The organism is Enterococcus sp. HY326 (assembly GCF_026157065.1).
Classification (GTDB): domain Bacteria; phylum Bacillota; class Bacilli; order Lactobacillales; family Enterococcaceae; genus HY326.
Map to the genome: position 1 here is coordinate 343,955 of NZ_JANLGQ010000002.1, position 20,507 is coordinate 364,461.

Genomic DNA, 20,507 nt, shown 5'->3' on the forward strand with positions numbered 1-20,507 from the left:
AGGAGCTTAAAGATGGAAACTTTTAAAGAATATATTGGAAAACTAAATCAACTGGAATTTTCAGAAATGTACGAAAACGACTTTTTCTTAACCTGGGAAAAATCCCGAGATGAGCTAGAGGCTGTCTTCACAGTGGCCGACACATTACGCTATTTACGGGAAAATAATATCTCAACGAAAATTTTTGACAGTGGCTTAGGCATCTCCCTATTTAGAGATAATTCAACTCGAACTCGCTTCAGTTTTGCTTCAGCCTGTAACTTGTTAGGCTTAGAAGTTCAAGATTTGGATGAAGGCAAAAGCCAAATTTCCCACGGGGAAACAGTGCGGGAAACAGCCAATATGATTTCCTTCATGGCGGATATTATTGGTATTCGTGATGATATGTATATCGGCAAAGGCAATGCTTACATGCATGAAGTATCAGAAGCAGTCCAAGAAGGTCATCAAGATGGCGTCTTGGAACAGCGGCCAACCTTAGTTAATCTGCAATGTGACATTGATCATCCAACTCAGTCAATGGCAGATGCTTTACATTTGATTCATGAGTTTGGCGGTGTTGAAAATCTAAAAGGCAAAAAAATTGCCATGACTTGGGCTTATTCACCTTCTTATGGTAAACCATTATCTGTACCTCAAGGAATTATCGGTTTAATGACTCGTTTAGGCATGGATGTTGTTTTAGCTCATCCAGAAGGCTATGAAGTGATGCCGGAGGTCGAAGCAGTCGCAGCAAAAAATGCTGCTGAGTCTGGCGGTTCCTTTACTAAAACGAATAATATGGCAGAAGCCTTCAAGGATGCCGATATTGTCTATCCAAAGAGCTGGGCACCTTTTGCTATGATGGAAAAACGGACTGATTTGTATGGTAATGGTGATTTCGATGGTATCGATCGCTTAGAAAAAGAATTATTGCAGCAAAATGCCAAGCATAAAGATTGGGAATGTACCGAAGAAATGATGCAGCTGACTAAAGAGGGTAAAGCGTTGTACATGCATTGTCTACCTGCTGATATCACAGGCGTTAGTTGTGAAGAAGGTGAAGTAGAAGCTTCAGTTTTTGACCGCTATCGCGTTGAATTATACAAAGAAGCCAGTTACAAGCCATATATTATTGCAGCGATGATTTTCCTAAGTAAAATTGAAAAGCCAACCGAAACGCTGCAAGCTTTGGCAGAGAAGAAAACACCACGGGCGGTTCAATAATCAATCACGCCCAACTTATTTCCTTATGTTAGTCAGATGTTTTTCTCAGATTATACACGACAAACAACTTTACAAAATACTTAATGAATACCCTTAAAATGAATTAAGTAAAACCTTAACTGCAAGATTTGAGATGTCCAACCTTAACAGATGTTCTGAGAAAAACATCTTGTCTTTAAAAAAAATGAAAACGATTAAATAAAGAAGGTGGCTGAATGACAAAAAGAATTGTCGTTGCCTTAGGCGGTAACGCATTGGGCAATAATTTACGTGAACAAATGTCAGCAGTGAAAGAAACTTCAAAAGCGATCGCCGATTTGATTGAAGCTGGTTATCAAGTAGTGTTGTCCCACGGAAATGGTCCACAAGTCGGCATGATTCAACTAGCGATGGAGGAGCTGTCTTTAACCAATCCTGAAAAATATCCCACAATTCCTCTTTCTGTCTGTGTCGCAATGAGCCAAAGTTACATTGGCTATGATTTGCAAAATGCATTGCGGGAAGAACTATTGGATCGACAAATCGATCAACCAGTTGGCACCGTCATCACACAAATTGTGGTGGATGCCAATGATTCCGCTTTTGAAGAGCCGACGAAACCAATCGGTCGCTTTATGACTAAGTCAGAAGCAGACCAACTAGTGGCTGAAAAAGATATTCAAGTTATAGAGGATGCTGGTCGTGGTTATCGGCAGGTGGTGGCCTCACCCCAGCCAAAAGAAATCGTTGAACTGAGCACCATACAAACCTTATTAGAAAATGGTCAGACCGTCATTGCCTGTGGCGGAGGTGGTATTCCTGTGATTCGAGAAGGACACCATTTAAAAGGTGTCGGAGCAGTGATTGACAAAGATTTCTGTAGTGAATTATTGGCAGAAAAGCTTGATGCTGATGTGTTGATTATTCTTACAGCTGTTGAAAAAGTCTGTATTAATTTTGGCAAAACAGACCAAGCTGAATTGTCCCAAGTTTCTACTGACGAAATGAAAAAGTATGCTAAAGAAGGGCAATTTGCACCTGGCTCCATGCTGCCAAAAGTTGAAGCAGCGATTCGTTTTGCTGAATCGAAACCGGGGAGAAAAACTTTGATTACACTTTTGGAAAAAGCAGAAGCGGGAATCAAAGGAGAAACTGGTACAACTATTTCAAATTGAAATTGAGAGGAAGAGCAGATGACCAATAAAATGATTAATTCCACAGCAGCACCAGCTGCTGTTGGACCGTATTCCCATTCTATCTTGGCGAACACAACACAATATATCTCTGGGCAATTGGGATTAGATCCAACTAGTGGTAAAATGAAAGATGGCGTAGAAGCGCAAGCTGAACAGGCGTTAATTAATTTAACAGCAATTTTAAAAGAGGCAGGTTTAACCTGTGAAGATGTTGTCAAAACGACGATTTTTCTTAAAAATATGAGTGACTTCGAAAAGATTAATAGCATCTATCAACGATTTTTTACAACGAATCTACCGGCCCGCTCCTGTGTCGAAGTGGCAGCTTTACCTAAAGGTGGATTATTTGAGATTGAAGCAATTGCAGTGGTCAATAAATAATAATGATGGAAAAAGACTGTTTTTCTAGGTTAGTTAAGCGTTAAAGCTCATTTTTTTATTCTTGTGAATTTCTAAACGTTTCAAAAGCTTTGACGGTTTATATCAGCAATGCGTACGGCCTTTTTCCAAAATGTTGAAAAGGATGGATTGCGTTGAAAGATAAAAAAGCTTTATTTCAGTACGATGCAAAACTGCCGATTGCCGAAGCGATTCCAATGGGACTCCAGCATGTAGTAGCTGCGGTTGTTGGAATTGTCACACCGGGAATTATGATTGCCAAAGTTTGCGGGTTAAATTCCAGTGACACCACAATTATGATTCAGACATCCTTAATTTTTTCGGCAATAGCAACGGTAATACAATTATTTCCGCTTGGCGGTCGGATTGGTTCCCGCTTGCCGGTCATGATGGGTGCTAGCTTTGCTTATGTGCCAATTCTCTTGGCAATTGGTGGTGACTTTGGTATTGGTGCCATTTTTGGTTCCCAGCTGATTGGCAGCTTAATCGTCATTTTGGTTGGACTATCCATAAAAAAAATCCGTGGACTCTTTCCGCCAATTGTCACAGGGACTGTCATCTTAAGTATTGGCTTTTCCTTATTTCCAGTAGCAATCAAATATATGGCTGGCGGGGTAGGGAATCCAGACTTTGGCTCCATGCAAAATTGGCTAGTGGCACTTGTGACGTTTATTGTTGTTTTTTACTTTAATTATTTTGGCAAAGGATTTTTGAAGCTATCGGCCATTTTAAATGGGATGATTATCGGGTACCTTTTGTCCTTGGCATTGGGGATGGTGAGTTTTACTCCAGTTAGTGAAGCCGCCATTTTTCAAATGATTAAGCCCGGCTATTTTGGTTTAGAGTTTAAAATCGTTCCCATTCTGACAATTATTGTGATGTTTGTAGTTGATGCAGTGCAGGCGATTGGTCAATTTACCGCAACGACCGTTGGAGCTATGGATCGGGAACCAACTGATAAAGAATTATCTGGTGGTATCATGGGTAGCGGTTTCACTAATTTTCTAGGAAGTTTCTTTGGTTCTGTACCAGTGGCGACTTTTGGTCAAAATGTCGGCTTAGTTACGGTGACCAAAGTAATTAATAAGTATGTCATGGTTTTTGCTTCAGCTATTTTACTGTTAGCAGGTCTATTTCCAAAAATTGCTTCTGTGCTAACAACGATTCCTTACGCTGTTATCGGTGGTGCAACAATTTCAGTTTTTGCCACGATTTCAATGACAGGGGTTAGAATGATAACTTCCCAAGAATTAACCGTTAGAAATAATGGGATTGTAGGAATTTCCTTAGCCTTTGGAGTCGGTACGGCATTATCGGCTGGTTGCTTAGCTGGATTTCCAGATTGGGTAACGACCATTTTTGGTAATTCAGAAGTAATCTTGACGACAATTATGGCGATTATTTTAAATCAGGTGCTCAAAGAAAAAGAGCCAGCTTCTGAGCTGAAATAAAAAATACAGCAGGTCTGTGACAAAAGTTAATCAAATGGATGTTAAACTTTCTGTTCATTTATGGAAAAGACAAATTTTTTGGTTTTGACTTTTGTAACAGTCTTGCGAATCTATTAAAGAGAGTAAGAAATGAGGACAGGCATGGCTAATTTTTTTCTCGAAGGACCGAAGTTTTCAGGGAAATCTACGTTATTGCAAACGCTGCTTCAAACTAATGGCGCTTTTTCAGGATTTTATGTGGAACGTTGGCTTGACAACAGAGGTCAAATTGTAGCGTTTGAGTTAAGAGATGCTGCATTCCTGCAGGCAGCACTACCACCAATTCCAGAACATTTTTTTATAATCAGACAACCCCAGCCGCAATGGCAGACAGCTGTCTTTGAGAAATTTGGTTGCCGCTTATTAGAACAAGCACAAGCTTCAGAAAATTTGATTCTCTTAGATGAAATCGGCGGTATTGAATTATTGGCACCGAATTTTATGAAACAATTATTAGCTATCTTACAGGGATCACAAAAGATTGTCGGTGTATTTAAAAGTGAAAAAAATTATCAAGAACAGCGGCAAAGACTGGCTATACCTTCTGAACTTGATGAAAAGCGGGCGACAGTGAAAGAAGCAATCCAAAAACAGGGGCAAATTCACCATTTCGATAGTGAAACTGCAGCCAAAGTCAACGCAAAGTTAATTGATTTTTTGGCATAATTTTTTTACTATCCGCTATCTTTTTTGAGAATAACGAGATATTAAAAAGGAGGATTAAAGATGACAGTGGATTTTGACTATACGTTGAGTCTCAAGTTGCGAAAAGAGAAAAACTTTTTCGGTCCAGGTGTAATACAGCTGCTCCAAGAAATCGAGCAGAGTCAGTCATTAAATGTAGCCGCAAAAAAAATGCAAATGTCATATAGCAAGGCTTGGCGGATTATTCAATATGCTGAAAGGGAATTGGGCTATTCATTGATTGATCGCAGTGTTGGAGGGAATAGCGGTGGCGGGTCGACTGTAACTGAGGCAGGTAAAAAAATCACACAGCAATATTTATCCTTCGAACAAAAAATGTATGCCAGGGCAGATCAATTATTTCAAGAAATTTTTGTTGAGGAACTGGAGGCGGAACAACGTGAAAGAAATTTTTCATAAGTTTTGGGAATTATTACAGGATGGTCAAAATGTTGTACTAGTGACCATTATTGCAAGTGGCGGATCCGCCCCCAGAAAGATGGGCTCTCGCATGTTGGTGACACACGAAGGAATTGTCACTGGAACAATTGGTGGTGGCGCTGTAGAATATCAGTCGGAAAAAATAGCTCAGGCTTGTCTCAAACAACACGTAACCATCAGCAAAGAATTTCTTCTCAGTCCCAATCAAGCGGCTGATATTGGCATGATTTGCGGTGGTCAGGTCACCGTTCTTTGCCAGTTTTTTACAGCAGAAAACGAATCAGCAATTTCGATTGCAGCTGCTGTTCAGCAGGTCCTAGCTAGCGATAAATCTTTCTATTTATTGTCCTCCTTGAAGCAGGGGAAGCTGTTGTTATTTCTCGATGGTCGCTGGTTGGGTGAGGAATTACCTTTAGTTGATACGAAGGAGATAGCAGCAGGGGGCATCATTGAAATTGTAGAGGAGTCATATTATTCAGAGTTTGTTCAAGAGGCTGGACGAGTTTTTATATTTGGTGGCGGCCACGTTGCTCAGGCGTTAGTTCCGGTACTGCATTACCTTGACTTTTCAACCGTTATTCTTGATGATCGTCCAGATTTTTTGACACAGGAATTGTTTCCCTTAGCCGAAGAACGAATTTTAGTAGATTTAGCAAATATTAAGACACAAGTTAAAATCACGGCGAAAGATTATGCGGTAGTTATGACACGGGGCCACTTGTTTGATCTTGAGCTAGAAGAGCAGCTATTGCAGACTAAAGCCCGTTATATTGGTGTGATGGGCAGTCGTCATAAAGTTGCTGCCCATATCAAACAATTACGGGAAAAAAAGTTTTTGGAATCAAGTATAGAGCGATTAACAATGCCGATTGGGTTGGCTATTGGAGCTCAGACACCAAACGAGCTAGCAATCAGTATTGCTGGACAGCTTATTGAAATTCGCAGTCAAACTTAGTTGAACAAAGGAGAATCGTGATGCAATCAACCTTAGAAAAAAGAAAGAACGCCATTTTGTTAATATTAGGACTTCTATTTGTTGCAATCTTTATTCTATCTTTTTTCCTTGGGAAATATCCAATTACTTTTTCTGATTTTTTTCAAGCGGTCATCGCGCAATTTGCCGATGTGCCTCACACCTGGGATTCACAAATTGATACGATTTTGTTTAATATTCGTTTTCCCCGCATTGTTATGGCGGTGGTGATTGGGGCTGGAATTTCAGTCGCAGGCGCAACTTATCAGGCTCTGTTTCAAAATCCAATGATTTCACAGGATATTTTAGGAGCTTCTCAAGGTGCCGCTTTCGGAGCAGCGATTGCATTATTTTTTTCGCTAAACTATTCTCTAGTAATTGGTCTGTCCTTTGTTTTTGGAATTATAGCTGTGCTAATCGTCTTAGTCTTAGATAAAATCCTTAAAAACCAGACGACATTAAATTTAATCTTAATCGGAATGCTAGTCGGAACACTTTTTTCATCGGCAATTTCCTATTTGAAATTAGTTGGCGACCCGTTAAATACCTTGCCTGCGATTACCTATTGGTTGATGGGAAGCTTATCATCAATCAAGATAACGAATGTCTATTCTGCGGTGCCGCTAATTTTACTTGGGATGCTCCCGATTTTTCTATTGCGATGGCGCCTAAATGTGATGACTCTTGGTGAAGAAGAAGCAGCAAGTCTTGGTGTCAACACCCAATTAATCCGGCTAATATTGATTTTTTCAGCGACGCTGATCACAGCAGCAGCTGTTTCTGTCAGTGGATTAATTGGCTGGGTAGGTCTGGTGGTTCCTCATTTTTCTCGCTTAATTATCGGTAATGACAACCGCCATAGCTTACCGGCAACGGCGCTGACAGGAGCCATTTTTTTACTAATAGTTGATGATTTAGCCCGAACCTTAACAACTAGTGAAATTCCTATTGGGATTTTAACTTCATTTATTGGTGCTCCAATTTTTCTTAGTTTGATTGCCAGAAATAGTCGAAGGGAGGTATAAGCATGTTATTGCAAGTGAAAAATTTATCTTTTTCTTATCATAATCAAGCAATATTAAAGAACCTTAGCTTCCAACTGGAGGGGAATCAATCTGTTTGTCTGTTGGGGAAAAATGGCATTGGCAAGAGTACTCTATTCAAATGCTTACTTGGTTTTTTAACACCTCAAACTGGGGAAATTTTTGTTGAAAAGCAGCCACTTAAAAAATCTGCTGTTGCTGAACGAGCCAAAAAAATTGCTTATATTCCTCAAAAGCAACAATCTGTCTTTTCCTTCACTGTTTTTGAGATGGTTCTAATGGGCACAACAGTTGGTCTGAAAGGATTTCAACAACCGGGAAAAAAGCAGTATCTACTGGCGGAGCAAGCTTTAGAGAGGTTAAAGATTCAACATTTAAGAAATAGTATTTTTTCTGAGATTAGCGGTGGCGAACAGCAACTAACAATCATTGCTCGAGCGGTTGCTCAGCAAAGTAAAATCATCTTAATGGATGAACCCTGCGCCAATTTAGATTATGGCAATCAGGTGATGGTTTTAGAAATGATTGGTGAATTAGTAAAGCAAGGCTATTTGGTTATTCAATCCACCCATGATCCTAATCATGCTCTTCAATATGCGAATCAAGTATTGGTGATGCAAAAAAATGCACCACTTTTACAAGGTGCACCACAAGACATTTTAACTGCGGCAACATTGGAAAAAATTTATCATGTTCCAGTTACTCTTCATTGCATTGAGGAAACACATGAACAAGTTTGCTTACCGAAAAGGAGTCGCCATGTGGTCAATCTATAATCAGCTTATAGCAGGTATACCTGAAACTGCGAAAGTTCAAGATATCAGACGAACCTCCCGTTGGACATTGGTAGCAAGTGAGTGGGCAATTGGTTCAGCGATGTCTTTTCAAAAAGAAAACGGACAGTCAGAAAAATTTGTGGGGACAAGTTTAAAAAAGCTCGCCAGCTTAATCTTATCAGATGACTTGTCAGAAGCTAGTTTAGGGCTAGCTGCCATAAATAGCTTTTACAATCAAGAAAAGAAAATTTACAACACATTTTCTGAGTATTCTTTGTTTAAAGAAGATGCCTTAAAACAAATTCACAATATGAAACAGCAGAAAGTAGGCATGGTTGGTCATTTCCCTTATATTGACCGGTTTCCGGAACTGAGAAAATTTACAACTGTATTTGAATTGGCGCCTCGTTTAGGTGATTTACCCGCAGAACGAGCGGAGGACTTATTGCCAAAAATGGAGACTGTATTTATTACAGCCTCTACTTTAGTGAATAAAACATTGCCACATTTATTAGAACTGGCTCAAGGGGCTCAAGTTATTTTAGTAGGCGCCAGTTGTCCGCTATCGCCGCACTTATTTTCGGCGGGTATTGAACAGATTGGCGGTACTTATTATCCATTATCGTTAACAGAGTTAGTAGAGAAAAAAACAGAGAAACAACTGCCACTGAGCAAATTGGGAATTCCAGTATTGGCAGTTAAGGATGGAGTGTAAAAGATGAAAAAAACAAGTAAACAATGGCTTTTATCTGCCGGGTTAATCTTGAGTGTGTTATTGACGAGCGGCTGCAATCAAACTGCCACAACACAAGGTTCAAGTAGTAGTGCTGACAGTCAGACTTCCACTAGCGAAACTGTTACAACTGAATCCAGTACAAGGACTTTTGTTGATTCAGCTGGTCGTTCGGTAGAAATCCCGGATACAATTTCCGCAATAGCTCCTTCTGGTCCTTTAGCACAAATCGTGCTTTATACAAGTGCGCCAGATTTATTAGCAGGAATAGCTAGTCCTTTTTCTGATGCTGCAAAAGAGTACATTGATCAGAAATATTATGACCTGCCAGTCTTTGGTCAATTTTATGGAAAGAATGCCAATTTGAATATGGAAGCCTTGAGTGCAGCCAAACCAGATGTGATCATTGATATTGGTGAGAAAAAAGATACCGTGACAGAAGATATGGACAATCTGCAAGAGCAATTGCAGATTCCAACAATTTTTATTGAAGCGACATTAGACAATATGGCGACAACTTACGAAAAGCTAGGAGAATTGTTTGGCAATCAAACAGAGATGCAAGCCTTAAGTGAATACTGTGAGGATGTATTAGCAAACGCTGATAAAATTTCTTCTGAGCTTACGGATAGTGAAAAGAAAACCGTCTATTATGCAACTGGTGATGCTGGCTTGAATACAAATGCAACTGGTTCTGTTCATACTCAAGTGATTGACAAAATTGGTGCAGTCAATGCTGCCGAAGGTATTGAAGCCGCATCATCCGGAGGTGGCTCCCTCATTTCTTTAGAGCAGCTTTTGCAATGGCAACCAGACTATATTATTGCTGGAACACAAGACTTGTATGATTTGATTACAACTGATGAATCTTGGCAGCAATTAACTGCGGTCCAAGAAGGAAATGTTTATCGGATACCTGATGAACCGTATAACTTTATCAATACACCGCCCTCTGTTAATCAAATAATCGGGATTCAATGGTTAGGCAATTTAATCTATCCCGAAAAATATGATTTTGACATCAAAGAAGAAATTCAGACTTTTTATGACTTGTTTTATCATGTAAGTATTACAGATGATCAAATGACCCAGCTGTTAAACAATGCAGAATAAAACAGATGATAGTAATCAGTATTACCTAGCCTCACAAAATAATCTTGATCCGAAAAAGTAAAAATAAAGAATTAGTGCTCTCGGCCATGACGGCAAGAAATAATCAAACCGTCATGGCCGAAAATTTATTGTAAAGAGTCCAATACAATATGTCTCAATTTTTAGTCGATAAAGCAGGGGATTGCGAAGGGAAGTAACGACTAAACTAGTAATTAACTTTTTGTATATCAGACTAAAAAAAACCAAAAACAAAAAAAGTTTTTTTGCTGAAAAATATTTTTTAGTTAAAAAGACTATGATATAATCAAAGGAGAAATAATAGGAGAATTGAGGTGCAAAAATGTATTCATTTACAGTAAATAATCAACCGGTGAGCTGCGATGAAAATAAAAAGTTGATGGACTTTCTAAGGGATGATTTGCGACTAACCGGTACAAAGGATGGCTGTAATCAGGGAGCTTGCGGTGCCTGTACAGTTTTAATCAACGGCAAAACATCGAAGGCCTGCTTGTTTAACTTGGAAAAAGTTGCTGGCAAAGAAATATTAACAGTAGAAGGCTTAACTGAGCGGCAAAAAAATGTATACGCTTACTCTTTTGCTCAGACAGGTGCTGTACAATGCGGGTATTGCATTCCAGGTTTTTTAATTTCAGCTCAAGGCTTGCTGAATAAAAAGCCAGACCCTACAGATGAAGAAATTCGTAAAGGAATCAGAGGGAATATTTGTCGCTGCACTGGTTATGTGAAAATTATTGAAGCAATCAAATTAGCTGCAAAAATGTTTCGTGAGGATTTACCGATTCCGGAAGTTCATTCTAGCGGCAAGCTAGGAGAGGATTTCCAGCGGGTCGATGCCGTCGAAAAAACTTTAGGCACTGGGATTTATGTAGATGATATTGAAGTACCTGGCATGCTCCATGCTTCTGCCATTCGGGCAGCTTATCCACGAGCTAAAGTTTTAGCGATTGATACAAAACAAGCCTTAGCCCATCCAGATTGTGTTGCTGTATTAACGGCAGCGGATGTGCCCGGTAATAATAAAATCGGTCATTTAGAATTTATTTCAGACTGGGATGTCATGATTCCTGTTGGAGATATCACCCGCTATGTTGGGGATGCTGTTGCTCTAGTAGTCTCTGAGAAAAAAGAAAGCTTAGCAGCTATTAAAGAATTAGTTTTTGTAGATTACGAAGAGTTGCCAGCGTTGACAACAGTTGAGGCCGCCTTGGCAGAAGGCGCACCGAAGATTCATGAAAAAGGAAATTTACTTTCCCATGAACATCTTATCAGAGGAAATGCAGATGAAGTCTTACGAAAATCAGCTCACGTTGTGACAGAACATTATTCGGTACCGATTAATGAACACGCTTTTATGGAGCCGGAATGTGCGATTGCGATGCCAGAGGATGAGGGTATTTTGCTTTATAGCGCTGGTCAGAGCATTTATGATGAGCAGCGGGAAGTTGCTCGCATGTTAGGCTTGGAGCGAGAAAAAGTTCATGTTCAAGCCAAATTAGTTGGCGGTGGCTTTGGCGGCAAAGAAGACATGAGTGTACAGCATCATGCATCATTAGCAGCCTGGTGTTTACAAAAGCCCGTCAAGGTCCTATTAAGCCGCGAAGAAAGCCTGAAGGTTCATCCGAAGAGACATGGCATGGAAATGGATTTCACTACCGGTTGTGATGAAACAGGTCGTTTAACTGCAATGAAGGCCGTCATTTATTCAGATACTGGTGCCTATGCATCTCTAGGTGGTCCTGTACTGCAAAGAGCCTGTACCCATGCAGCTGGTCCTTATATTTATGAGGCGATTGATGTTGAGGGCTCTGCCGTCTACACCAATAATCCGCCGGCTGGAGCTTTTCGTGGTTTTGGTGTTTGCCAAACCGCCTTTGCTACAGAAAATAATTTGAATTTATTAGCGAGTAAAGTTGGGATTACGCCATGGGAAATTCGCTACTTAAATGCTGTGTCACCGGGAGACTCTTTACCAAATGGACAATTGGTTTCCAATAATGCGGCCTTGAAAGAATCTTTACTGGCGATTAAAGAGGCTTACGATGCTGCTCCAACAGCAGGGATTTCCTGTTTCTTTAAAAATAGCGGAATTGGCGTTGGTCTACCAGATGTCGGCCGCTGTATTATTTCCGTTGAAGAAGGCAAGGTCCACGTGCGAACTAGTGCAGCTTGTATCGGCCAAGGTATGGCGACGGTCACCACTCAAATTGCTTGTGAAGCCCTGAATTTGCCTGCTGAGATGATTATTGCAGAAAGTCCTGACACTAAGCGAACGCCTAATTCAGGGACAACAACAGCATCACGGCAATCTTTATTCACTGGAGAGGCAACTAGAAGAGCTGCCATGCAGCTGCGCTATGAATTAGATATGGGGCGCAGTATGGACGATTTAGAAGGAAAAGAATTTTACGGGGAATATTCGGCAGTGACGGACCCATTAATTAATGACAAAAAAAATCCAGTCAGTCATGCTGGCTACGGTTATGCGGCTGAGTTGGCAATTTTAGATGAAAAAGGTAAAGTTGAACGCTTTGTTGCAGCTTATGATGTGGGTCAGGTGATAAATCCTAAAGCCTGTGAGGGACAAATCGAAGGCGGTATTGTGATGGGAATGGGTTACGCTTTAACTGAAAAATTCCTGTTAGAAGATGGGTATGTCAAAGCTCGTTATGCTAATTTAGGCTTACTAAATGCCGCACAAGTACCACCAATCGACATTGTTTTTGTCCGAGCAGAAAATATTCATGAAGGCTTAGCTTATGGAGTTAAAGGTGTCGGTGAATTGGCAACAATTCCAACTGCACCGGCGATTGCAGGTGCTTATTATGCTCGTGATGGTGTGTTGAGAAATAAACTACCAATCGAAGATACGCCTTATCAAAAGAAACGCTGATGGCTTAGAGAAACTAAACTGAAACTTTTAGAACTGAGGTGGGGCAATGACAGCAATCTCGTTAATAGCAATGGCAGCGGGTTTTTCAAAACGGATGGGGCAGAATAAAATACAGCTGAGGTATCACGGTCAAACATTTATTGAAAGAATGTTTGATATGACAGAAGCTTATCCTTTTTTTGAAAAAATTCTAGTGATTTCCCCTGAAAATTTAGCGAGTATTCAAGTTCCTGATGGTTGGCAGCTTGTTTTGAATCAAGAGGCTTGTGACGGCCAGACGAGAACAGTCCAATTAGGAACTAAAGCAGCAAAGGGAGATGGCTTTCTTTATTTGCCAATAGATCAACCGTTGCTGACAACCGAATTAGTAAAAGAGATTGTAGTTTCTGCTACAAGCGAAAACATTGTCTATCCACTTCAAGTTAACGGAGCGCCTAGCAGTCCAGTTTATTTTGGAAATCGGTTTAGAACTGAACTTGAAATGGTGACGGGAGAGGGCGGGGGTCGCACCGTTCGCAACAATCACCCAGAGACTTGCAAAGGTATCATAGTGTCACGACCCGAGCTTTTACTAGATATTGATACACCAGAAAGTTATCAAAAATTATTACAATTTTCGGAGGGATGGGATTAGCTTGATTCAAAATGTCTACTTAAATTATGCAGCGACCTCCATCCAAAAACCGCAGCCTGTCATTGACGAGGTTTGTCGGTATCTTCAATCGAATAATCAGTTAAATGATAAACGCAGTTATTGGAATCAAGATGGGGAGCTGGCTTTTAATGGTCGGGAAGTTGTAAATGATTTTTTCCATGGAGAAGATTCTGCCAGAGTGATTTTCACAAGTAACGTCACACTGTCTTTGAACATGGTCTTAAATGGTTTGCTGCAACCGGGCGATCACGTAATCACTTCAACCGTTGAGCATAATGCTGTCTTAAGACCGTTGTATTTGCTAGAGAAAAAAGGGGTTAGTCTCCAGCAGGTTTTTTGCAGTCCTGATGGCAAGCTTTGCCCGGCTGACGTGGAAAAAGTCTTTCAGCCTAATACCAAAGTGTTGGTCTTGACCCACGCTTCGAATGTTTTAGGTACGATTTTACCGATTAAAGAATGTTTTGCTAAAGCACAGGTTCAGGGAATTATTACAGTTTTGGATATTGCTCAGACCGCTGGCTTTTTACCAATTGACATGCAGGAATTGCATGCAGATGTCTTGGCCTTTACTGGTCATAAAAGTTTATATGCTCTTTCAGGTATTGGCGGCTTTTTAATCAGTGAGAGGGCTGCAAAAAAAATGCAGCCTTGGCTGACTGGTGGAACTGGTAGTTTATCTCAATCAAAAGAACAGCCAAATTTTTTACCAGATCGGTTTGAATCAGGCACGTTAAACAGTGTTGGGATTTTGAGTCTGACAAAAAGTATTGAGTGGCTACAGGGTATTGGATTAGAGACTATCCAAAAAAAGGAACAGGCTTTATACGACTATTTCTTAGCTGGTTTGCAACAACTGCCACTACGGATTTTAGGAACGCAGACAATAGTAACTTCAGTACCAATCTTATCAGTGGTGCCTGAAAAAATGGCACCAAATGAACTTGGCGACCGCCTTTTTCAAGAGTATCAAATAGTTACCCGTTGTGGATTGCATTGTGCCCCGGATGCGCATCAAACTGCTGGTACCTTTGAAACTGGTGCTTTACGTTTTAGTTTAGGCTATGAAAATACGGAAGCTGAGATTGCTTATACCCTTAGAGCACTACAGGAGGTGTTAGGATGAAGCAGACAAAAGAAAATGAAATAAGTTTTTTGTCCAGCTGCACTTCAGGTGGGTGTGGTGCAAAGCTAGCGGCAAGTGAGTTACATGACATTTTGCAGCAACTGCCACAAATAGACAATGACAACTTGCTAGTTGGCTTTGATAGCACAGATGATGCTGCTGTCTATCAGTTTCATCAGGATGGGATTATTTCAACGCTAGACTTTTTCTCTCCAATGGTGGAAGACCCCTTACGCTTTGGTCGGATTGCAGCTGCGAATGCCTTAAGTGATGTCTATGCAATGGGGGGCGAAGTACTATTTGCTTTGAATATGATTTGTTTTCCGCAAAAGTTACCTTTGACTATCCTACACGATATTTTGTTAGGCGGAGCGCAAAAAGTGCAGGAGGCGGGGGCTGTGATTGCCGGCGGTCATTCAATTTATGATCATGAAGCTAAGTACGGCTTAGCCGTGACTGGGCGAGTTGATCCGCAAAAAATTATTTATAATAATACGCCTCAAGCAGGCGATTTGCTGATTTTAACAAAGGCTTTAGGTGTTGGCTTGGTTCAGGCAGCAGCACGAGGTGGTGTTGTTCAACATGATGATGAAGAAATTTGTCTGCAATCTATGGAGCGACTCAATAAATATGCTGCTCAAAATTTCCACGACTTTCCAGTTCGTGCCTGTACCGATGTAACTGGCTTTGGCTTATTAGGTCATGCTTTAGAGATGGCTGGTGAGCGATATACGTTAGTACTTGATACAGAGGCACTACCGTTATTGCCAGGAGCTCTGACCTATGCTGGAGAATATTTAGCGACAGCCGGTGGTCAGCGGAATCGTCAATTTGTCAAAAACATTTCATTAAATGGCGTTGATGCTGCCATGCAAGAAGTTCTATTTGACCCACAAACCTCTGGCGGCTTATTAATCAGTGTTGCAGCGAATCAAGCTGCAGAGTTGTTAAACAGTATTCAAAAAAGCGATCCAATAGCGGCCATTATCGGTGAAGTGATACCTCGAAGCCAGACCGCAATCCTATTGGTATAAAGTTTTTGAGGAGGAGATAGTGTGGAAAAGATTACAGTAAACATGCTAGGCAAGCCTTGTCCGATTCCTGTGATTGAAGCAAAAAAAGCGTTGCAGGAATTAGGCGATGAAGCAGGATTTGTCGAGGTTTTGGTGGACAATCAAGTAGCTGTTGAAAATATCAAAAAAATGGCCAAAGGAAAACATATTCCAGTTGAAGTAACAGAAATATCAATTGAAGAATTTATCATCTTATTAAAGAAACCAGTCTCTCAGGTTACAGAATCTCAAGAAACTTCAGAATTTGTGGTCATTTTCGGGAAGCAGATTTTAGGTGAAGGCAATCCTGAATTAGGAAGGATGATGATGCAAAGTTATATCTATTCCTTAACAGAGCTGCCCCAAGCGCCAACCCAGCTAATTTTCTTTCACGGAGGGGTCTTTTTAACCAATCAAGACTCCCCAGTTTTAGAAGATTTGCAAAAGCTAGCAAACCAGGGAACACAAATTAGTACCTGTGGCGCCTGCCTAGATTTTTTTGACATCAAGGAGCAACTGGCGATAGGTGACATTACCAATATGTATACAATCAGTCTAACTTTAGCTACTGCAGGTAAAGTGATTTCATTTTAAGAAAAGTGGTGAAGAGGATGGATTATTTATTAACTTTTCAAAGTATGCATAACGTCATGAAGGGCGAAAAAGCCCTAAAAGCTTTGCCGATTGATGCTACCATCATGCCCCTGCCAATCGGTCTTGGTGACTTATGCAATATGTGCCTGAGAGTAAAACAGATAGATATTTTAGAGGTCGTCAAGGTCCTAAAGGAAAAAAATGTCCCTCTAGTTGAAATTTTTAAAATAGGCGGGACTGACCAAGAGAGGATTTATCAAAAATGGCAGACTTGAGCAATTGTTTTTTGACGCCAGAAAAACAATTTTTTTCAGTCATCGGCAGCGGTGGAAAATCAAGTCTGATTCATTATCTGGCTGAAGAGGTGCGGAACCAACGGGTTTTAATTTCTACCACCACTAAAATTGCATACCCACAGCCAACAGACTATGACTATTTATACACAGATACCTTTAACTCGTGTGAATCAGCAGCATCAGGAATTACCATTATTGGTGATGTGTTTTTTGCAGAAAATAAGCGAAAAAAATTACAAGCTCCGAAGGCTGTTACCTTTTCTGCCCTAGCCAAAAAATATGACAAAGTTTTTTTAGAAGCAGATGGTTCAAAGCAGCTGCCACTAAAAGGCTGGGCAGCTTTTGAACCAGTGGTAGTGGTTGGTACAACAGCCACTATTGGTGTGGTGCCAATCAAAGTGCTCGGCAAAAAAATTACTGCTGATATTGTTCATCGACTGCCAATATTTCTTTCGTTAACGGAAACCAAAGAAGGCGAAATTATTACGCCACAGATACTGGCAAAACTAGTAGAAACCGGACTTTTTCAAAAAGCCCAAGGCCAACGAGTTTTGTATATTAATCAAGTAGAAACACCAACAGAATTAAAAGAAGCCGAAACAATTAGCCAATTGCTGAGAAAAACGGCGGCTGTTGACAAAATTGTTGCTGGCAGTGTTAAGGAGCAGACAGGAGTGATTCTATGGCAAAAATAAATGAAGCGATTGTAGTTGTCCGTGGTGGCGGTGATATTGCCACAGGAGTCGTCCAAAAATTTAAGCGGGCGGGTTTTAAAGTCGTTATCTTGGAAGTCGCTTTTCCATTGTCTATCAGAAGATCCGTCGCTTTAAGCTCAGCAGTCTTAAAAGAAAAGTTTCAAGTGGAAGACATTACTGCCGAACTCATTGATAGTCCAGCAGACTGTCAAAAAGTGTGGCAATCAAATCGAATACCAGTGCTTATTGACCCTGAAGGAAAAACACTAGCGGACTTGCAACCATCGGTGGTGGTTGATGCGATTTTAGCCAAAAAAAATTTAGGGACAACTCGTAAAATGGCCCCTATCACAATTGCTTTAGGCCCCGGTTTCATTGCTGAAAGAGATGTAGATGTTGTAATTGAAACAATGCGTGGGCATTCCTTAGGGCGCTTGTACTTCAAAGGAGCAGCTCTTCCCAATACTGGAATTCCAGGCGAGTTAGGCGGGAAAAGTAGTGAACGAGTTATTCATGCGCCAGTCGCTGGAACAGTGAAACTAATTTCACAAATAGGCGATGTGGTAAAAAAAGGTGAGCCATTATTTTACATTGATCAACAAAAGGTTTTGTCACCCCTTGATGGCACAGTAAGAGGCCTGATAGCAGAAGGTGCGATTGTTGCCAACGGATTGAAATGTGGCGATGTTGATCCCCGACCAGCCGAGGAGGTTGACTGGCTAACAATCTCAGACAAAGCCCGCAATATCGGTGGGGCTGCTTTAGAAGCATGTCTTTATTTAGGGCAGCAAAGAGGTTTGATTGAATAACAAAATAGTATGATAAAAGAATTGGAGATTAGATGAATGTTCAAAATCAAAAAGAGCAGTCAACTTTCAGAAAATGAGTTTGACTTTTGGATTGAGGCCCCGTTAATTGCTGACAAAGCTGAACCGGGCCAATTTATAATTTTAAGAATCGATCAACTTGGCGAACGTATTCCGCTAACAATCTGTGATAGTAATCGTGGAACTGGTCAAATTCGCATAATTTTTCAAGTGATTGGCAAATCAACAGCAGACTTAGCTAAATTCCAAACAGGTGATAACATTTTAGATGTCTCTGGTCCATTAGGTCAACCGACAGAAATAAAAAATTATGGAACAGTGATGATTGTTGGCGGCGGTGTTGGAATTGCCGCAATTTATCCGATTGTAAAGGGCTTGAAAAAAGCCGGCAATCGAGTGATCACCATTTTAGGAGCGAAGACGAAGGAATTAGTCATTTTACAAAAAGATTGTGAAATCTATTCTGATGAAGTCATTGTGACTACTGATGATGGCTCACTGGGCCAAAAGGGCTTAGTGACTGAAGCGATGGAGCAAGTGATTCAACGGGAAAGAATTGATTGCAGCTGGGCAATTGGGCCGAGCATCATGATGAAATTTTGTACTTTAACGGCTGAAAAATATGACCTACCGATTTATGTTTCATTAAATCCGATTATGATTGATGGGACTGGGATGTGTGGCGGCTGTCGGGTAACGGTGGACGGTAGTATCAAGTTTGCTTGTGTGGATGGACCAGAGTTTAGAGGCAATGAAGTGAACTGGACCGAGTTTATTAGCCGAATGAAGCAGTATAAAACAGAAGAATCAGCCTACTTGAGTTCTTCTCAAGGAAAGCAGGTGAACACTCATGGCTAAAAAAAGTCGAACTAAAACACCGATTGCCGAACAAGACCCACAAATCCGCAGTCATAATTTTGATGAGGTTTGTCTAGGATACACAATTTCAGAAGGCCAAGAAGAAGCTGTTCGCTGTTTACAGTGTCGTAATGCACCTTGCATTGCGAAGTGCCCTGTAATGATTGATATTCCTGGTTTTATTTTGGCCATTAAGGACGGCGATATGGCTAAAGCTGCTGAAGTGCTGGGGAAATACACTAATCTACCAGCAATTTGTGGCCGGGTTTGCCCACAGGAAAAGCAATGCGAGCAAGTTTGCCGGCTTGGCCTGGCAAAAAATTATGAACCGGTAGCAATCGGCAAATTGGAACGCTTGGTGGCAGACTGGTCATTGGAAAATAAAGATTTTTCTGCTGTGTCACCTGCCTCTATTAAAAAACTTGGTAAGGTTGCCGTGATTGGTTCCGGCCCTTCTGGATTGACAGTTGCTGGTGATTTAGCCAAGCTGAATTATGATGTAACAATTTTTGAAGCCTTGCATGAGCCTGGTGGCGTCTTAACTTATGGCATTCCAGAATTTCGTTTGCCAAAACGAATTGTAAAAAAGGAAATTGAATCGATTGCTGCTTTAGGTGTCAAAATTGAAACCAATATAATCGTTGGAAAAACTCTCAAGATGGCTGAAATTATGGCGGACTTTGACGCCTGCTATATCTCAGTGGGGGCAGGAACGCCCAATTTTATGGGGATTGCTGGGACTTCGTTGAATGGTGTGTATTCGTCAAGTGAATATCTGACGAGAATTAATTTGATGCACAGCTATGAGTTTCCTCGATATGCAACGCCGATTAAACATTCTAAAAAAGTGGTGGTAATTGGTGGCGGTAATGTAGCGATGGATGCGGCTCGTTCGGCTAAGCGATTGGGTGCTGAGGAAGTGACAGTCGTTTATCGCCGCTCGTTGGAAGAATTACCTGCAAGAATTGAAGAATATCATCATTCTGTTGAGGAGGGCATTGAGTATCAGTGGCTAACTAATCCAGTTGAATATCTAGGCGATGAAGAAGATAATTTAATGGGAGTCAAGTGCATCAAGATGGCGTTGGGTGAGCCTGATGAGTCAGGTCGTCGCCGCCCAGAAGCAATTGCTGGTAGCGAATTTGTAATTGAAGCCGATACAGTAATTGAAGCGATTGGCCAAGGCTCTAATCGAGTTCTTCTGGATACCTTCCCAGAGTTAACCTTGAATAGATGGGGGTACATTGCTGCTGATCCCGAAACTGGAAAAACATCTATTCCAGGAGTTTTTGCAGGAGGCGATATCGTCACAGGAGCGGCTACGGTCATCTTAGCCATGGGGGCCGGTAAGGTGGCTGCTGTTGAAATTGATAAATATATTCAAAATAAATAATCTTATTTAGATGTTTTTCGTTGAAAAAAATAATTATTTTTCATAAAATTAAATAAGATATTTGTTTTCA

21 protein-coding genes are annotated in these 20,507 nt (G+C 40.8%); all 21 read left to right on the forward strand.

The features are described from left to right. Nucleotides 1–12: 12 nt before the first annotated feature. Nucleotides 13–1,206: a knotted carbamoyltransferase YgeW gene (gene ygeW / locus ORH16_RS06290; protein WP_265457223.1), complete on the forward strand. Its 1,194-nt coding sequence runs from the start codon at nucleotides 13–15 to the stop codon at nucleotides 1,204–1,206. 215 nt (nucleotides 1,207–1,421) lie between these two features. Then, on the forward strand, nucleotides 1,422–2,360 hold the full coding sequence (arcC, locus tag ORH16_RS06295; RefSeq protein WP_265457225.1) for a carbamate kinase: 939 nt from the start codon (nucleotides 1,422–1,424) through the stop codon (nucleotides 2,358–2,360). Between the two features lie 18 nt (nucleotides 2,361–2,378). After that, nucleotides 2,379–2,762: a RidA family protein gene (locus tag ORH16_RS06300; protein WP_265457227.1), complete on the forward strand. Its 384-nt coding sequence runs from the start codon at nucleotides 2,379–2,381 to the stop codon at nucleotides 2,760–2,762. A gap of 152 nt (nucleotides 2,763–2,914) precedes the next feature. Continuing rightward, complete coding sequence (locus ORH16_RS06305; protein WP_416207839.1) at nucleotides 2,915–4,231, forward strand: nucleobase:cation symporter-2 family protein; 1,317 nt, start codon at nucleotides 2,915–2,917, stop codon at nucleotides 4,229–4,231. A 141-nt stretch (nucleotides 4,232–4,372) separates the two neighbouring features. After that, a complete protein-coding gene (locus tag ORH16_RS06310; protein WP_265457229.1) occupies nucleotides 4,373–4,936 on the forward strand; it encodes a nucleoside-triphosphatase in 564 nt (187 codons plus the stop codon). Nucleotides 4,937–4,996: 60 nt separating this feature from the next. Next, the gene (locus ORH16_RS06315) at nucleotides 4,997–5,374 is read left to right on the forward strand and encodes a winged helix-turn-helix domain-containing protein (protein ID WP_265457231.1); all 378 of its coding nucleotides are present in this window, start codon (nucleotides 4,997–4,999) and stop codon (nucleotides 5,372–5,374) included. Then, nucleotides 5,355–6,350 carry an XdhC family protein gene (locus tag ORH16_RS06320; RefSeq protein WP_265457233.1) on the forward strand — a complete coding sequence of 332 codons (996 nt, stop codon included), beginning with the start codon at nucleotides 5,355–5,357 and terminating at the stop codon, nucleotides 6,348–6,350. Before ORH16_RS06315 ends, ORH16_RS06320 begins: the two co-directional genes overlap by 20 nt. A gap of 20 nt (nucleotides 6,351–6,370) precedes the next feature. Beyond that, nucleotides 6,371–7,393, forward strand: a complete 1,023-nt coding sequence (locus ORH16_RS06325; protein WP_265457234.1) for a FecCD family ABC transporter permease — start codon at nucleotides 6,371–6,373, stop codon at nucleotides 7,391–7,393. Between the two features lie 2 nt (nucleotides 7,394–7,395). Then, a complete protein-coding gene (locus ORH16_RS06330) occupies nucleotides 7,396–8,187 on the forward strand; it encodes an ABC transporter ATP-binding protein (RefSeq protein WP_265457235.1) in 792 nt (263 codons plus the stop codon). Beyond that, nucleotides 8,171–8,902 (forward strand): Rossmann-like domain-containing protein, encoded by a 732-nt coding sequence (locus ORH16_RS06335; protein ID WP_265457237.1) that lies wholly within the window; start codon nucleotides 8,171–8,173, stop codon nucleotides 8,900–8,902. Before ORH16_RS06330 ends, ORH16_RS06335 begins: the two co-directional genes overlap by 17 nt. A 3-nt stretch (nucleotides 8,903–8,905) precedes the next feature. Continuing rightward, the gene (locus ORH16_RS06340; protein WP_265457239.1) at nucleotides 8,906–10,033 is read left to right on the forward strand and encodes an ABC transporter substrate-binding protein; all 1,128 of its coding nucleotides are present in this window, start codon (nucleotides 8,906–8,908) and stop codon (nucleotides 10,031–10,033) included. A gap of 340 nt (nucleotides 10,034–10,373) precedes the next feature. Further along, on the forward strand, nucleotides 10,374–12,944 hold the full coding sequence (gene xdh / locus ORH16_RS06345) for a selenium-dependent xanthine dehydrogenase (protein ID WP_265457241.1): 2,571 nt from the start codon (nucleotides 10,374–10,376) through the stop codon (nucleotides 12,942–12,944). A gap of 46 nt (nucleotides 12,945–12,990) precedes the next feature. Next, nucleotides 12,991–13,578 carry an NTP transferase domain-containing protein gene (locus ORH16_RS06350; protein ID WP_265457243.1) on the forward strand — a complete coding sequence of 196 codons (588 nt, stop codon included), beginning with the start codon at nucleotides 12,991–12,993 and terminating at the stop codon, nucleotides 13,576–13,578. Between the two features lies 1 nt (nucleotide 13,579). Then, nucleotides 13,580–14,722, forward strand: coding sequence for a selenocysteine lyase SclA (gene sclA, locus ORH16_RS06355; protein WP_265457245.1), 1,143 nt, complete (start codon nucleotides 13,580–13,582; stop codon nucleotides 14,720–14,722). Next, on the forward strand, nucleotides 14,719–15,756 hold the full coding sequence (selD, locus tag ORH16_RS06360; protein ID WP_416207840.1) for a selenide, water dikinase SelD: 1,038 nt from the start codon (nucleotides 14,719–14,721) through the stop codon (nucleotides 15,754–15,756). The genes sclA and selD overlap by 4 nt, the downstream gene beginning before the upstream one ends. A gap of 42 nt (nucleotides 15,757–15,798) precedes the next feature. Next, complete coding sequence (gene yedF / locus ORH16_RS06365; RefSeq protein ID WP_416207844.1) at nucleotides 15,799–16,368, forward strand: sulfurtransferase-like selenium metabolism protein YedF; 570 nt, start codon at nucleotides 15,799–15,801, stop codon at nucleotides 16,366–16,368. Nucleotides 16,369–16,385: 17 nt separating this feature from the next. Continuing rightward, a complete protein-coding gene (locus tag ORH16_RS06370) occupies nucleotides 16,386–16,643 on the forward strand; it encodes a DUF3343 domain-containing protein (RefSeq protein WP_265457249.1) in 258 nt (85 codons plus the stop codon). After that, nucleotides 16,631–17,359 (forward strand): selenium cofactor biosynthesis protein YqeC, encoded by a 729-nt coding sequence (gene yqeC / locus ORH16_RS06375; RefSeq protein WP_265457251.1) that lies wholly within the window; start codon nucleotides 16,631–16,633, stop codon nucleotides 17,357–17,359. The genes ORH16_RS06370 and yqeC overlap by 13 nt, the downstream gene beginning before the upstream one ends. Beyond that, nucleotides 17,347–18,168 carry a selenium-dependent molybdenum cofactor biosynthesis protein YqeB gene (gene yqeB, locus ORH16_RS06380; RefSeq protein ID WP_265457253.1) on the forward strand — a complete coding sequence of 274 codons (822 nt, stop codon included), beginning with the start codon at nucleotides 17,347–17,349 and terminating at the stop codon, nucleotides 18,166–18,168. Before yqeC ends, yqeB begins: the two co-directional genes overlap by 13 nt. Nucleotides 18,169–18,204: 36 nt before the next feature. Further along, a complete protein-coding gene (locus tag ORH16_RS06385) occupies nucleotides 18,205–19,044 on the forward strand; it encodes a sulfide/dihydroorotate dehydrogenase-like FAD/NAD-binding protein (RefSeq protein WP_265457255.1) in 840 nt (279 codons plus the stop codon). Next, nucleotides 19,037–20,437, forward strand: coding sequence for an NADPH-dependent glutamate synthase (gene gltA / locus ORH16_RS06390; protein ID WP_265457257.1), 1,401 nt, complete (start codon nucleotides 19,037–19,039; stop codon nucleotides 20,435–20,437). The genes ORH16_RS06385 and gltA overlap by 8 nt, the downstream gene beginning before the upstream one ends. The last annotated feature ends 70 nt before the right edge of the window (nucleotides 20,438–20,507 follow it).

What these genes read in the sequence shown, in the direction of transcription:
- ygeW (WP_265457223.1), top strand. Translation starts at nt 13, where the DNA reads ATGGAAACTTTTAAAGAATATATTGGAAAACTAAATCAACTGGAATTT.
- arcC (WP_265457225.1), top strand. Translation starts at nt 1,422, where the DNA reads ATGACAAAAAGAATTGTCGTTGCCTTAGGCGGTAACGCATTGGGCAAT.
- ORH16_RS06300 (WP_265457227.1), top strand. Translation starts at nt 2,379, where the DNA reads ATGACCAATAAAATGATTAATTCCACAGCAGCACCAGCTGCTGTTGGA.
- ORH16_RS06310 (WP_265457229.1), top strand. Translation starts at nt 4,373, where the DNA reads ATGGCTAATTTTTTTCTCGAAGGACCGAAGTTTTCAGGGAAATCTACG.
- ORH16_RS06315 (WP_265457231.1), top strand. Translation starts at nt 4,997, where the DNA reads ATGACAGTGGATTTTGACTATACGTTGAGTCTCAAGTTGCGAAAAGAG.
- ORH16_RS06325 (WP_265457234.1), top strand. Translation starts at nt 6,371, where the DNA reads ATGCAATCAACCTTAGAAAAAAGAAAGAACGCCATTTTGTTAATATTA.
- ORH16_RS06330 (WP_265457235.1), top strand. Translation starts at nt 7,396, where the DNA reads ATGTTATTGCAAGTGAAAAATTTATCTTTTTCTTATCATAATCAAGCA.
- ORH16_RS06335 (WP_265457237.1), top strand. Translation starts at nt 8,171, where the DNA reads ATGTGGTCAATCTATAATCAGCTTATAGCAGGTATACCTGAAACTGCG.
- ORH16_RS06340 (WP_265457239.1), top strand. Translation starts at nt 8,906, where the DNA reads ATGAAAAAAACAAGTAAACAATGGCTTTTATCTGCCGGGTTAATCTTG.
- xdh (WP_265457241.1), top strand. Translation starts at nt 10,374, where the DNA reads ATGTATTCATTTACAGTAAATAATCAACCGGTGAGCTGCGATGAAAAT.
- ORH16_RS06350 (WP_265457243.1), top strand. Translation starts at nt 12,991, where the DNA reads ATGACAGCAATCTCGTTAATAGCAATGGCAGCGGGTTTTTCAAAACGG.
- selD (WP_416207840.1), top strand. Translation starts at nt 14,719, where the DNA reads ATGAAGCAGACAAAAGAAAATGAAATAAGTTTTTTGTCCAGCTGCACT.
- yedF (WP_416207844.1), top strand. Translation starts at nt 15,799, where the DNA reads ATGCTAGGCAAGCCTTGTCCGATTCCTGTGATTGAAGCAAAAAAAGCG.
- ORH16_RS06370 (WP_265457249.1), top strand. Translation starts at nt 16,386, where the DNA reads ATGGATTATTTATTAACTTTTCAAAGTATGCATAACGTCATGAAGGGC.
- yqeC (WP_265457251.1), top strand. Translation starts at nt 16,631, where the DNA reads ATGGCAGACTTGAGCAATTGTTTTTTGACGCCAGAAAAACAATTTTTT.
- yqeB (WP_265457253.1), top strand. Translation starts at nt 17,347, where the DNA reads ATGGCAAAAATAAATGAAGCGATTGTAGTTGTCCGTGGTGGCGGTGAT.
- ORH16_RS06385 (WP_265457255.1), top strand. Translation starts at nt 18,205, where the DNA reads ATGTTCAAAATCAAAAAGAGCAGTCAACTTTCAGAAAATGAGTTTGAC.
- gltA (WP_265457257.1), top strand. Translation starts at nt 19,037, where the DNA reads ATGGCTAAAAAAAGTCGAACTAAAACACCGATTGCCGAACAAGACCCA.